Below are 11,869 nucleotides of genomic sequence, written 5' to 3' on the forward strand. Positions count from 1 at the left end.
CCAGCGAAGGAGACCACCGTGGATCAGCCGCGCATGAACGTCGAGTCGTTCAACCTCGACCACCGCACCGTCGCCGCGCCGTACGTGCGCCTCGCCGACGCCAAGACCCTGCCGGGCGGCAGCCGCCTCGTGAAGTACGACGTGCGCTTCACCCAGCCCAACCGCGCCCACCTCGAGATGCCGACCGTGCACTCGCTCGAGCACCTGTTCGCCGAGAAGTCGCGCAATCACTCCGACCGCGTGGTCGACTTCTCGCCGATGGGCTGCCAGACCGGCTTCTACCTGATCCTCTCGGGCGAGCCGGAGCTGCCCGAGGTGCTCTCGCTCGTCGAGGACACCCTCCGCGACATCACCGAGGCCGACGAGGTGCCCGCCGCGAACGAGACGCAGTGCGGCTGGGGCGCGAACCACTCGCTCGAGGGCGCGCAGGAGGCGGCGCGCACGTTCCTCGCGCAGCGCGACGAGTGGGAGACGGTGACCGCGTGAGCGACGCGATCGTCCTGGTGGCGATGGACGAGGAGGCGGAGCCGTTCCTCGCGAAGGCCGAGCGCGCCTCCGAGCCGCGGACGGTCGGCAACGCCCTGCAGTGGGACCTCGAGATCGACGGCGGATCGGTGCTGCTGGTGCGCACCGGCGTGGGCCTCGTGAACGCGGCCGGCGGGCTGACGGCGGCGATCCTCCGGGATCCGTCGCCGCTGGTCGTCAGCGCCGGATCGGCGGGCGGTCTCGGGGTGGACGTGCGGGTCGGCGACGTGGTCGTCGGCGACGAGTACGTGCAGACGGACGCCGACGCGCGGGCCTTCGGCTACGCGCTCGGACAGGTGCCCGGGATGCCGGCGCGCTACTCCGGCCACGCCCCCGCTCTGGCGGCCGAGCTGGTCGCGGAGGTGCCGAACGGCGCGGTCCCGGTGCGCCGCGGGCTGATCGTGTCGGGCGACGTGTTCGTCTCGGGCGACCACGTCGAGCGGGTGCTCGGGGCGTTCCCCGCCGCGCTGGCGACCGACATGGAGTCGGTCTCGCTGGCGCAGACGGCGCACGTGCACGGAGTGCCGTTCGTGTCGGTCCGCGGGATCTCGGACCTGTGCGCGCCGGGGCAGTTCGAGGCGCACGTGGACGACGCGGCGGATCGCTCGGCGGCCGTGGTGCTGGCGCTGCTCCGGGTGCTGCGCGCGAGCTGATCGGGCGCCGCTCGCTAGACGACACGTTCCGGGGTCTGCGCGAGCTGCAGGCCCCGATTCGCGCCCACTCGCGCTCGCCGTCGGGGCCCAGTGGACGCGGAACGGGGCCCGCGCCGTGCGCAGGGCCCCGTTCGCGTCGAGTCGTCGGGGCGGCTACTCGTCGCCGATGCGCTGGTCGGCCGCCTTCTCGGCGCCGTCGATCTGCCCGTCGAACTTGCCGCCCGAGGCCTTGCCCGCGGCGTCGCCCGCCTTGTCGAGGCCCTGATCGGTCAGCTTCTCGCCCTTGTCGCTGTTCGCGAAGTCCTTGGCCTTGTCGCCGAGTCCACCGAGGTCCATGGTCGTTCCTTCCGTCGAAGAGCGCCCACCGGTCGGTGGGGCCGGTGCCAGTCTGCGCCCGCTCGGGAGGCGTGCCCCAGGGGTTGCCCCGGCCCCGCCTCCGGGTGCACCCTCAGCGCCGTGGGCGCAGAGCGCGCGGAGCCGCCGCGACCGCCGCGGCGACGACGACCGACACCGCCAGCATCGCCGGGCGCACGCCAAGCGGCACCGCCAGAGCGCCGATCGCGGGTGGCCCTGCGATGTTCGCGACCGAGGACAGCGACGTGACCGCCGCGACGCGCGAGGGCCCGTCGATCGGATCCGCCGCGGCGGCCGCGATGCCGATCGGCACCGCCAGAGCCGATCCGGCTCCCCAGAGCGCGAGCCCCGCCAGCGCCGCCGGGAACCCCGGAGCGAGCACGAACAGCGCGATGCCGGCGACCGCCGCCGCGCACGACAGCGTCAGCACCCGCACCCGCCCGAGCCGGTCGATGAGCGGCCCGCCGGTCAGCCGCAGCACGGTCTGCGCGACCAGGAACACGGTGATGCCGAGGGACGCGTCGGCCTCGGTCACTCCGAACGCGTCGACCACGGCGACCGCCGACCAGTTGGTGGCCGTGCCCTCCGACAGCGCTGCCGCGAACACGATCAGCCCGAGCAGCAGCACCTGCGGATGCGTCCAGACGCCGAGTCCGAAGCGGCGGCTCCCGCGCGGCACCACCGGCACGGGTCCGCTCTGCACCAGCGCCGCGGCGCGAGCGGCCAGGGCGGAGCGGCGCTCGTGGGCGAGCGAGGCGGCGAGCGGAGCGACGTGGCGGCCGATGCTCCACCGCACGACGACCGCCGCCACGGCCAGGGCGAGGAACTGCGCGGCCGGCGACACTCCGACGGCCGAGGACGCCCCTCCGAGCAGCGCGCCCAGCGCGGATCCGATCGAGTAGCCCGCGTGGAACTGCGGCAGGATCGTGCGCCCCACCCGGCGCTCGCTGCCCGCGGCGAGGATCGACTGCGGCACGTTGGTCAGCGCGAACGCCACTCCGTGCACCGCGTTGCCGACGAGCAGCAGCGGCACCTGCCCGAGCAGCAGCGCGACGGCGAGCAGGAGGTACGCGGCGGCGAAGACGAGCGTGGCCAGACGGTAGGTGGGCAGCGCGCCGAGGCGGGCGACGAGGCGTCCGGCGACGGGGACGGTGAGCAGGGTGCCGATCGCGCCGGCGGTGAGCAGGACGCCGAGCCCCGCCGCATCGAGGTCGACCGCCGCACGGATGCCCGGCAGCCGCGCGGTCCAGCTCGCGAGCGCGAACCCGTTGAACGCGTAGGCCAGGGCGACTCCGCGGCGGCCGGGTTCGAGGAGCCCGGCCCCTCTCACGGGGCGGGGTGGTGGCGCTCGTCGGGGGCGGCGCCGGCGAGCACGAGCGCTCCGTCGACGGGAGGCGCGTCGAGCACCTCGAGCCGCACGCCGGGAGCGACCTCGGCCAGGGCGAGCCGCAGCTCGTGCTGCAGGCGCGGCTGGTTCGTGATCACTCCGCCGGCCGCCACCACGCAGTCGCCGAGAGCGCCTCGGGCCAGGAGCGACGCGACGTTCGCCGCGAGCCGGCGGGCCGCCTCCGTGATCACGTGCAGAGCCACGGCCGAGCCGCGGTCGGCGTGGGTGAAGACGAGCGGAGCGTGCCCGCCCCACTCCGTCAGCCCCGCGCGCTCGGTCACGGCGAGGGCGAGCTCGGTCAGATCCGGGACCCCGTAGGCGCTCTGCAGCGCCGCGACGAGGGAGTCGTCGCCGAGCTCGTCGCGGTCGGCGCGCACCAGCGCCTCGCGCACGCTCTCGCGGAGCAGGGCGGGCGCGCTGCCGAAGTCGCTGAGCAGCCAGCCGTAGCCGTCCGCGGTGATCGTCGCTCCCGTCGCGGTGCGCCCGACGACCACGGCGCCGGTCCCGACGATCATCTGCAGGCACTCGCCGACCCGTGCCGCGTGGCCCAGCAGCTCGGCGTCGTTGACGACGCGGACCGGCACGGCGAGCAGCCGCTCGAGCGTGCGCGCGGCGAGGGCGACCTGCGCGGGGGTGTCGCAGCCGTGCATCCCGGCGGCGAGGGTCGTGCGCTCGTCGAGACGAACGAGCGAGCGGATCAGGTCGGCCAGACGGGCCAGATTGCCCGAGTCCGAGAAGAGGGCTCCCGTGCGCCAGCTCGACGAGGGGACGACGTGGTCGAGGCGGGCGCCGTCGTCGCCGACCGCGGCGACGTGGGTCTTGGTGCCGCCCACGTCGATCCCGATGCGCAGGGCGAGCGGGGTCGCCGTGCGGACGGCGGCCAGGGGGAGTTCATCGAGCAAGGTAGGTGGAACCTCTCACGTGTCGGGCGATCAGCTCGCCCACGCCGACGAGGGCGGCGTCGGGGCCGAGCGACCCCGCCAGGAGCCTCGGGGGGAACGGGATGCGGCCGACCAGCCGCTTCGAGATCTGCTCGATCGCGAACTCGGGGGCGCGGGTGAGGTGCCCGGCGAGCACGATCACCTCGGGGTCGAGGATCGTCGCGAGGGCGCCGCACGAGAACGCGAGCAGGTCGAAGAGCTCGTCGGCGGCCGCCGAGACGGCCGGGTCGCCGGCCGCGGCGGAGTCGATCAGCCGCGCTACGGCGGCGGGTCCGGAGTCGCTGCGCTCGCCGATCGCGGCGATGCGGGTCTCGAGGTCGCCCTGCTCGGTGAAGTAGCGGCGCAGGGCGGAGGAGTCGGCGAAGAGGAAGCCGATCTCGCCTGCTCCCGAGCGGGCCCCGTGGTAGATCGCGCCGTCGTTCACGACTCCGGCGCCGACTCCGACGCCCAGCACGTACGAGGCCGCGCTCTGCGTGCCGACCGCGGCACCCTGCGACCACTCGCCGTACGCGATGGCGTTGGCGTCGTTCTCGACGAGGGTCGGGATGCCCGTGCGGGTCTCGATGATCGCTCCGAGCGGGATCTCGCGCCAGCCGAGCTCGACCGTGTTCATCACGCGGCCCTCGTGCACGATGCCGGGCACCGAGACCCCGATGCCCGTGCAGAGGCGACCCTGCTGCGCCGCGGCCGCCACGAGCGCCTCGACCAGCGCGAGGGTGCCCTCGAGGCGCACGGTCGCGGCGGAGGAGGCGGGGCCCGTCTCGAACTCGATCCGCTCCTCCGCGACGCTCGCGCCGTCGAAGTCGACGAGCCGGCCCCGGACCGCGGTCTCGGACACCTCGATCGCCGCGACGGCGCGGGAGGACCCGGCGTAGCGCAGGAGGTAGGAGGGGCGGCCGCCGGAGGAGCGCTCGAGGCCGTCGACCGCGATCAGGTTCTCGGAGAGCAGGGCGGCCGAGAGGCGCTCGACGGTGGCCGAGCTCAGCCCGGTGCGCTGCACGATCTGCTTGCGCGAGAGGGGTCCGTGCTGGAGCAGCGCGTCGAGGATCGCCGTGCGGTTGATCTCGGTGACCACGCGGGTGGTCGCGATGCGGGGCTGGGGCGTCGTCATCGTCGCCTCTCCTCTCGTCGCATCAGCGGAGCTCCGGCTCGGAGTTCTCCATCAGTGCGAGATATAACCACAGCATCGCACGGCTCGGCAATCCCGCCTAAGCCTCAAGCGCGGAGGAGGCGGGGCGGTCGTTTCCGGCGTGTTACGGCGTATTTCCGGGCCGTATCAATACCGCGCGGCACACGTTTTCGCGTTGACTCGTTCTTTATCGCACTGATAAGAAAGTCCCCACCGAGTCGCACCTGGGCTCGTCCCTCCGCTCGTGCCCTCTTCTTCCCCTTCACCGAAAGGCGACCTTCGTGAAAGCTCGCTCCGCGATCGCAGTCGGCCTCGCCGCCGCCACGCTCACCGCTCTGGTGGGCTGTGCCGGAACCGGCGGTTCCAGCACCCCCGACAAGCTCCAGTTCATCCTCTCGGGCGACGCCTCCCAGGGCGGCGGCTACCAGGCCATGGCCGACAAGTACGAGGAGGAGACGGGGATCGAGGTCGAGATCGTCGACATCCCCTACGACGACCTCGTGACCAAGCTGCGCAACGGCGCCCAGGCGGGCGACCTGCCGGCCCTCGCCCGCGCCTCCGCTCTCGACCCGATCTGGAGCAGCGAGCTGCTCGACCTCTCGAGCGTCGCCGAGAAGACCGACATCGTGCCCGAGCTGCTCGTGCAGGACGCGAACGACGACGACAAGGTGAAGGCGCTGCCGAGCGACCTGACCGCCGTCGGCATGTACCTCAACACCAGCCTCTTCGAGCAGGCCGGCGTCCCGCTGCCCGGCCCGGACGAGGTCTGGACCTGGGACCAGTACGTGGCCACCATCAAGGACGTGCAGGCCAAGGCCGGCGCGAAGTACGGCATGGTGATGGACTCGTCCGCGCACCGCCTCCGCTCCTTCCTCTACGAGTTCGGCTCGAAGGGCGTCGAGCGCCAGGAGGACGGCTCGTTCGAGATGAACGAGGCCTCGCGCACGGGCCTCGAGTACTTCAAGTCGCTCAACGACGACTCGTTCATGCCGCGCTCGGTCTGGCTCTCGGGCGACGACCCCAGCGCGCTGTTCAAGAGCGGCCAGGTCGTGGCGTACTACTCGGGCGTCTGGCAGATCACCGACTTCTCGCAGAACATCACCGCCTTCGACTGGGCGTCGGTGCGCACCCCCGCGCAGCCGGTCCAGGCGACCAACCTCGGCACCAACTGGATCGTCGCCTTCGACGGCACCGGGGTCGAGGAGCAGACGCAGGACTTCATCGACTGGATGTACCAGCCCGAGAACTACGCGGAGCTGTCGGCGATCTCGGGCTTCCTGCCCGCGACCACCGGCCTCGAGGTCGCGTACCCCGAGAACGCCGAGGCGTTCGACGTCTACAACCAGGAGATCGCGGCGTCCGACCCGATCGCGGCCGTGCAGAGCGCGAGCGCGCTCGAGGACGGCTACAACGACAAGATCCTCGTGAACGAGCCCCTGAAGTCTGAGGTCGTCCGCTACCTCGCCGACGAGCAGGACCTCGACACCACGATCGAGAACATCATCTCGGTCACCGAGGACCAGATCGGCGACTGACGATCGACGGCGGGCGGGGCTGCGGCCCCGCTCGCCCCGATCGTCCGCCGGAAGGAGACGAGAGCGTTGACCAGTCCCATCCTCGACCGCGAGGTCCCCGCGGTCGCCACGGCCGTTCCGTCGGCCGCCGCGACTCCGCCCCGCCCGCGGCGCACCCGCCGGCGCACGCAGGCGAGCTACCGGCTCGCCCCGGTGCTCTTCACCGCCGTCGTCGTCGTGCTCTTCGCGCTCTTCTTCCTCTGGCCCGGAGCGCTGGGGGTCTTCTACTCCTTCACGGACTACCGCGGAGTCGGCTCGCCCGATCTCATCGGCATCGGCAACTACCAGGAGCTGCTCGCCGACCCCGACTTCTGGGCGTCGCTGGGCCGCACGGCCCTCTACACGCTGCTCTCGGTGCCGCTGGGCTACGTGCTCTCGCTCGGCCTCGCGAGCCTGCTCGTCAACGCGAACGCCCGCGGCTCCGTGCCGGCGAAGATCATCTTCTTCATCCCGTGGCTCGTCTCTCCGATCGTCACCGGCGTGATCTGGCGCTGGATGTTCGGCGAGAACTTCGGATTCATCAACTTCGTCATCGAGGCGGCCGGCGGCTCCGCGGTGCCGTGGTCCTCGAACGGCGACCTCTCGCTGGCGGTCGTCGTCTTCGCCTCCGCGTGGGGAGGAGCGGCCTTCACCATGCTGCTCTTCATCGCCGCGATCAAGAACGTGCCGAGCAGCTACTACGAGGCCGCCGCGCTCGACGGGGCGAACCCGTGGCAGCGCTTCGTGCACATCACCCTGCCGGGCATCGCGCCCACGAGCTTCCTCGTGATCCTGCTCTCCACCATCAACTCGATGAAGGAGTTCGCGATGATCCAGGCGCTCAACGAGGGCGGACCGGGCACCCAGAACCGCCTGATCGTGCAGTACATCTACGAGACGGGGTTCGAGCGGGCCGAGGTCGGCTACGCCAGCGCCGCCTCCATGGTGCTGATGGTCCTCCTGCTCGCGATCGCCCTCGTGCAGCTCGGCTTCGAACGACGGAAGAAGGACGCCTCATGAGCATCGGCCTGGCGACTCCCGAGACCACCGCGCTCGTGCTGAAGGGAGTGCGGAAGCGGCGCCGCTCCGGCGGATTCGCGCGCAGCGTCCTCCCCACGTCGATCCTGTGGCTGCTCGCCGCGATCTTCCTCTTCCCCGTGCTGTGGCTGCTGCTCTCGTCCTTCAAGCCCGGCGGCGAGCTCTTCACCTACCCGCTGTCCTTCCTCCCCGAGCAGTGGACGCTCGACGGCTACGTCCGCGCCTGGGAGCGCGTCGACTTCGCGCGCTACTTCGGCAACACGCTGATCGTCGCCGTAGTGACGACCGTGCTGACCGTGCTCTTCAGCGCCATGACGGGCTACGCCCTCGCGAAGTACCGGGCGAAGTGGCTCTCGCTGCTGTTCGTCGCGATCCTGGCCACGACGATGCTGCCGACCGAGGTGATCCTGAACCCCACCTTCACGGTCATCCGCGACCTGGGGCTCTACAACTCGCTGCCGGGCATCATCATCCCGTCGGTGATCACGGCGACGGGCATCTTCATGTTCCGCCAGTTCTTCCTCACGGTGCCCGACGAGCTGATCGACGCGGCGCGGATGGACGGCGCGAACGAGTTCTCGATCTTCTTCCGGATCATGCTGCCGATCGCCCGGCCGATCGTGCTGACCCTCGCGATCTTCTCGTTCCAGTGGCGCTGGAACGACTACATCTGGCCGCTGCTCGTGCTCAACGACCCGTCGAAGTACACGCTGCAGGTGGCGCTGCGGAGCCTGGTCGGCGCCGAGAACATCGAGTGGACCGTGCTGCTGCCCGCCTCGGTGATCTCGATGATCCCGCTGGTGCTGATCTTCTTCGTGTTCCAGAAGTACGTGATCGGCGCCGACGTCAACGCCGGCCTGAAGGACTGAGCATGGAGTACCTGCGGCTGCTGGCCGAGGCGACCGCCGGGCTCGTCGCCGGCGTCGAGGCGCGCGACCCCGCGACGCTCTCGCACCGTCCGTCGATGCGCGGGGTGAAGACCCTGGTCGCGGCGTTCGCGGCCCCGGAGTCGCCCCGGCACCGCGACGCGTCCGTCCTGTCGGCCGCGGGTCCACTCCTCGACCGCCTCGAGCGGATGCAGCGCCCCGACGGCCTGTTCGACAGCGAGAACCTCGCGTCGCCCCCGGACACCTGCTTCACGGTGAACGACGCCGCGCTCGTGCTCGACGTGATCGCCGCGCACCCCGATCCGCTCCTCGAGGGCGTCGCCGAGCGGATCCGCGCGCTGCTGCTGCGCACCGTCGAGGCGCTGCTCGTGGGTGGCGTGCACACGCCGAACCACCGCTGGGAGCTGACCGCTGGCCTGCTGCGGTTGCACGCGCTGACCGGCGACCCGCGGCTGCGCGAGCGGGCCGACGAGTGGCTCGCGGAGGGGATCGACCTGCAGGCCGACGGCCTCTACTCCGAGCGCAGCCCCAACTACGCCGCCTACGTCTCGAACCCGTCGCTGCTCGTGATCGCCGAGGCGACGGGGGAGGAGCGCTACCGCGACGCCGTGCGCCGGAACCTCGCGGTCACCCTCGACCTCCTCGAGGACGACCTGCAGGTCGAGACGGTGCAGTCGCGCCGCCAGGACCAGACCGAGCGCTTCGACGGCCGTAGCTTCCTCTCGCAGTTCCGCGAGTTCGCGGTGGCCGACGGCGACGGGCGCTTCGCGGCGGTCGTGCGCGCGATCCTCGACCGGGGGGTCACCGAGCCCGAGATCCACCTCGCGGAGGCGCTCGCCCGGCCGCACCTCGCCGGCGCGCTGTCGGAGTCGGTGCCGTGGTCCTCCTCCGGGACCGCGGTCTTCACGGAATCGGGCCTGGTGCGGGTGCGCGCCGGAGCCGTGAGCGCGAGCGTCTTCGGGGGGAGCGACGTGCCGCGGCACCGCCGCATCGCCTCCGGGCTCGCGAACTCGGCGGTGCTCGTGCGCGCCCGCCGCGGCGCCCTCGTGGTCGAGGCGGTCCGGGTATCGCCGCACTTCTTCGGCCTCGGCCCGTTCCGACCGGAGTCGATCGTCGCGGGGCCGCGGATCGCCCTGTCCTCGCGGGTCGAGGCCGCCTACCACCAGCCGCTGCCCGCGTCGGCGCGGCGCCCCGACGGCGACTACGAGCTGGGCAGCGAGGGCCGCTTCTTCGGCTCGATGAGCTTCCCAGCGCGCGCGACCTCCACGGTCGCGCTCGAGACGCGCGCCGAGGTGTCCGTCGACGAGGACGGGGTCGAGCTGGCCCTCGACTTCGCGGGCACCGACACCTCGTGGGTCGGCGAGATCGTGCTGCGGCCCGGAGGCGTGCTCAGCGGAGTCGAGGAGCCGGCCGACGGCGCGTTCCTCATCCCCGCGGGCGGCACGGCCCGCTACCGCGTCGGCGCCGACACCCTCGAGATCGGCCCGGGTACCGGCTCCGCCCCCGACCGCCCGCCGGTCTTCGACCCGGGAGAGCTCGTCGAGTACGTCGGCGGCCGCGACCGGATCGAGGGACTGCGCCTGCTCGTGACGGGGCGCACCTCCGCTCCCGCCGTCCTCCGATTGAGGTTCTCGTGAGCACGGTCCGCGCCTACATCCACGAGCAGCCGGCCGCGCTGCGGCGTGCGCTCGCGCCGCTGGAGCCGGCGGTGCTGGACTCGGTGCAGGCCCTGGCGCCCGAGCGCGTGCTGCTCGTCGGCTCCGGCACCTCGTCCTTCGCCGCCCGGGTGATCCGCGGGCGCGCGGCCCGACTGCTCGGCGTCCCGGTCGAGGTGGCGCTGCCCACCGACGTGCTGCACTACCTGCCCGACGCGATCGACGAGCGGACCCTGGTGGTCGCCGTGTCGCAGTCCGGCCGCAGCACCGCGACGCTCCGCTGCCTCGCCCTCGCCCGCGACCGGGGCGCCCGCACGGTCCTCGTCACCGGGGAGCCCGTGCGCCCGGGCCTCGCCGACGTCGTCGTCGACCTGCGCTGCGGCCCCGAGGAGGTCGGCGCGAAGACCAAGGGCTTCACCGCCACGATCGCGACCCTCGCCGCGGTGCTCGGGGGAGCGGAGGACCTCGCCGGGATCCCCGACCGGGTCTCCGCGGCGCTCGACTCCGAGCCGCTCGTGAGCGCGTGGGCCCGCTCGCTCGATCCCTCCGTCTCCGTGTCGATCACCGGCTCCGGCCCGAACCTCGCCACGGCGCAGGAGGCGGCGCTGAAGATCCTCGAGACCGCGCGGATCCCCGTCGAGGCCGTCGAGACGGAGGAGTTCCTGCACGGTCCGCACCGGCGCCTCGGCCCCGGCCTCGCGCTGGTCGTCCTCGCCCTCGACGGACCCCTGCTGCCCCGCGCGCTCGCCCTGATCGACTACGCGGCGCCGCTCGTCGCCGGGCTGCTCGTCGTGACCGACACGGACGCGCCCCTGCCCGAGGGCGTCACCGCGGTGCGCCTGGCGCCGGGGCTGCCGGAGGAGCTCACTCCGCTCCCCGCGATCGTGCCGCTGCAGCTGCTCGCCGTCGCACTCACCGAGCACCTCGGCCTCTCGCCGGAGGACGCGGTGCTCCCCGACTTCCACGCCCGACTCGCCAGCAAGGAGACCGCATGAACATCGTCGTCGGAGCAGACCCGGAGGAGGTCGGCGAGCTCGCCGCCGGTCTCATCGCCTCGGTGATCGCGGCGGACCCGTCCGCGGTGCTCGGCGTCGCGACCGGATCCACGCCCCAGCCGCTCTACCGTGCGCTCGCCCGCCTGCGCCTCGACCTCTCCCGAGCCTCGGCCTTCGCCCTCGACGAGTACGTCGGCGTGCCTGCCGGCCACCCCGAGAGCTACCGGTCGGTGCTCGAGCGCGAGGTCGTCGCTCCGCTCGGCCTGGACCCCGCCCGCCTGCACGTGCCCGACGGAGCGGCGGCCGACCCGCACGCGGCGGCCCGCGCGCACGAGGAGGCGCTCGCCGCGGTCGGGGGCGCCGCGGTGCAGATCCTGGGCATCGGGAGCAACGGGCACATCGGCTTCAACGAGCCGGGATCCCCGCGCGACTCGCGCACCCGCGTCGTGGCGCTGGCGGAGCGCACCCGGCTCGACAACCGCCGCTTCTTCGGCGGCGACCTCGACGCCGTGCCCACGCACGCGATCAGCCAGGGCGTCGCGACGATCCTCTCGGCCCGAGAGCTGCTGCTCGTCGCGACCGGCGCGGGCAAGGCCGAGGCGGTCGCGGCCGCCCTGCAGGGCCCGATCGACGAGCGGATGCCCGCGTCGTTCGTGCGGGAGCACCCGCGCGTCACCGTGCTGCTCGACCGCGCGGCTGCCGCCGGCCTCGGCCACGACCTGCTGCTCGCCGGGGCCCGCCGTTAGGCTCCC

General features: G+C 72.8%; 12 protein-coding genes. 8 read left to right on the top strand and 4 right to left on the bottom strand.

The window, feature by feature from the left end; genetic code table 11:
• Positions 1-33 precede the first annotated feature (33 nt).
• Positions 34-486 (top strand): S-ribosylhomocysteine lyase, encoded by a 453-nt coding sequence (locus LRG51_RS12020; RefSeq protein ID WP_230673123.1) that lies wholly within the window; start codon positions 34-36, stop codon positions 484-486.
• A complete protein-coding gene (mtnN, locus tag LRG51_RS12025) occupies positions 483-1,178 on the top strand; it encodes a 5'-methylthioadenosine/S-adenosylhomocysteine nucleosidase (protein ID WP_230672935.1) in 696 nt (231 codons plus the stop codon). Before LRG51_RS12020 ends, mtnN begins: the two co-directional genes overlap by 4 nt.
• A 153-nt stretch (positions 1,179-1,331) precedes the next feature.
• Here the strand turns inward: mtnN and LRG51_RS12030 are convergent, their stop codons facing one another.
• The 4 genes from LRG51_RS12030 to LRG51_RS12045 all read right to left on the bottom strand — a co-directional run bounded on the left by LRG51_RS12030 (position 1,332) and on the right by LRG51_RS12045 (position 4,971).
• Positions 1,332-1,514: an antitoxin gene (locus tag LRG51_RS12030; protein ID WP_055794007.1), complete on the bottom strand. Its 183-nt coding sequence runs from the start codon at positions 1,512-1,514 to the stop codon at positions 1,332-1,334.
• Between the two features lie 112 nt (positions 1,515-1,626).
• Positions 1,627-2,862, bottom strand: coding sequence for an MFS transporter (locus LRG51_RS12035; RefSeq protein ID WP_230672936.1), 1,236 nt, complete (start codon positions 2,860-2,862; stop codon positions 1,627-1,629).
• The gene (locus LRG51_RS12040) at positions 2,859-3,821 is read right to left on the bottom strand and encodes a hypothetical protein (protein WP_230672937.1); all 963 of its coding nucleotides are present in this window, start codon (positions 3,819-3,821) and stop codon (positions 2,859-2,861) included. The genes LRG51_RS12035 and LRG51_RS12040 overlap by 4 nt, the downstream gene beginning before the upstream one ends.
• On the bottom strand, positions 3,811-4,971 hold the full coding sequence (locus LRG51_RS12045; protein WP_055794010.1) for an ROK family transcriptional regulator: 1,161 nt from the start codon (positions 4,969-4,971) through the stop codon (positions 3,811-3,813). Before LRG51_RS12045 ends, LRG51_RS12040 begins: the two co-directional genes overlap by 11 nt.
• Before the next feature lie 299 nt (positions 4,972-5,270).
• Between LRG51_RS12045 and LRG51_RS12050 the strand changes: the two genes are divergently transcribed.
• From LRG51_RS12050 to LRG51_RS12075, 6 genes are all read left to right on the top strand, one after another.
• Positions 5,271-6,524 carry an ABC transporter substrate-binding protein gene (locus LRG51_RS12050; RefSeq protein ID WP_055794011.1) on the top strand — a complete coding sequence of 418 codons (1,254 nt, stop codon included), beginning with the start codon at positions 5,271-5,273 and terminating at the stop codon, positions 6,522-6,524.
• A gap of 66 nt (positions 6,525-6,590) precedes the next feature.
• Entirely contained in the window at positions 6,591-7,562 is a 972-nt protein-coding gene (locus tag LRG51_RS12055; RefSeq protein WP_230672938.1) for a carbohydrate ABC transporter permease, read from the top strand.
• Positions 7,559-8,449 carry a carbohydrate ABC transporter permease gene (locus LRG51_RS12060; RefSeq protein WP_055794012.1) on the top strand — a complete coding sequence of 297 codons (891 nt, stop codon included), beginning with the start codon at positions 7,559-7,561 and terminating at the stop codon, positions 8,447-8,449. Before LRG51_RS12055 ends, LRG51_RS12060 begins: the two co-directional genes overlap by 4 nt.
• Before the next feature lie 2 nt (positions 8,450-8,451).
• On the top strand, positions 8,452-10,104 hold the full coding sequence (locus LRG51_RS12065) for a hypothetical protein (protein WP_230672939.1): 1,653 nt from the start codon (positions 8,452-8,454) through the stop codon (positions 10,102-10,104).
• Positions 10,101-11,117: an SIS domain-containing protein gene (locus LRG51_RS12070; protein ID WP_230672940.1), complete on the top strand. Its 1,017-nt coding sequence runs from the start codon at positions 10,101-10,103 to the stop codon at positions 11,115-11,117. The genes LRG51_RS12065 and LRG51_RS12070 overlap by 4 nt, the downstream gene beginning before the upstream one ends.
• Complete coding sequence (locus tag LRG51_RS12075; RefSeq protein ID WP_230672941.1) at positions 11,114-11,863, top strand: glucosamine-6-phosphate deaminase; 750 nt, start codon at positions 11,114-11,116, stop codon at positions 11,861-11,863. The genes LRG51_RS12070 and LRG51_RS12075 overlap by 4 nt, the downstream gene beginning before the upstream one ends.
• The last annotated feature ends 6 nt before the right edge of the window (positions 11,864-11,869 follow it).

The sequence above is a fragment of the Rathayibacter sp. Leaf248 genome (genome assembly GCF_920939495.1).
Classification (GTDB): domain Bacteria; phylum Actinomycetota; class Actinomycetes; order Actinomycetales; family Microbacteriaceae; genus Rathayibacter; species Rathayibacter caricis.

Coding starts and splice junctions, on each gene's coding strand:
- LRG51_RS12060 (WP_055794012.1), top strand. CDS start 7,559: ATGAGCATCGGCCTGGCGACTCCCGAGACCACCGCGCTCGTGCTGAAG.
- LRG51_RS12020 (WP_230673123.1), top strand. CDS start 34: ATGAACGTCGAGTCGTTCAACCTCGACCACCGCACCGTCGCCGCGCCG.
- LRG51_RS12045 (WP_055794010.1), bottom strand. CDS start 4,971: ATGACGACGCCCCAGCCCCGCATCGCGACCACCCGCGTGGTCACCGAG.
- LRG51_RS12030 (WP_055794007.1), bottom strand. CDS start 1,514: ATGGACCTCGGTGGACTCGGCGACAAGGCCAAGGACTTCGCGAACAGC.
- LRG51_RS12075 (WP_230672941.1), top strand. CDS start 11,114: ATGAACATCGTCGTCGGAGCAGACCCGGAGGAGGTCGGCGAGCTCGCC.
- LRG51_RS12065 (WP_230672939.1), top strand. CDS start 8,452: ATGGAGTACCTGCGGCTGCTGGCCGAGGCGACCGCCGGGCTCGTCGCC.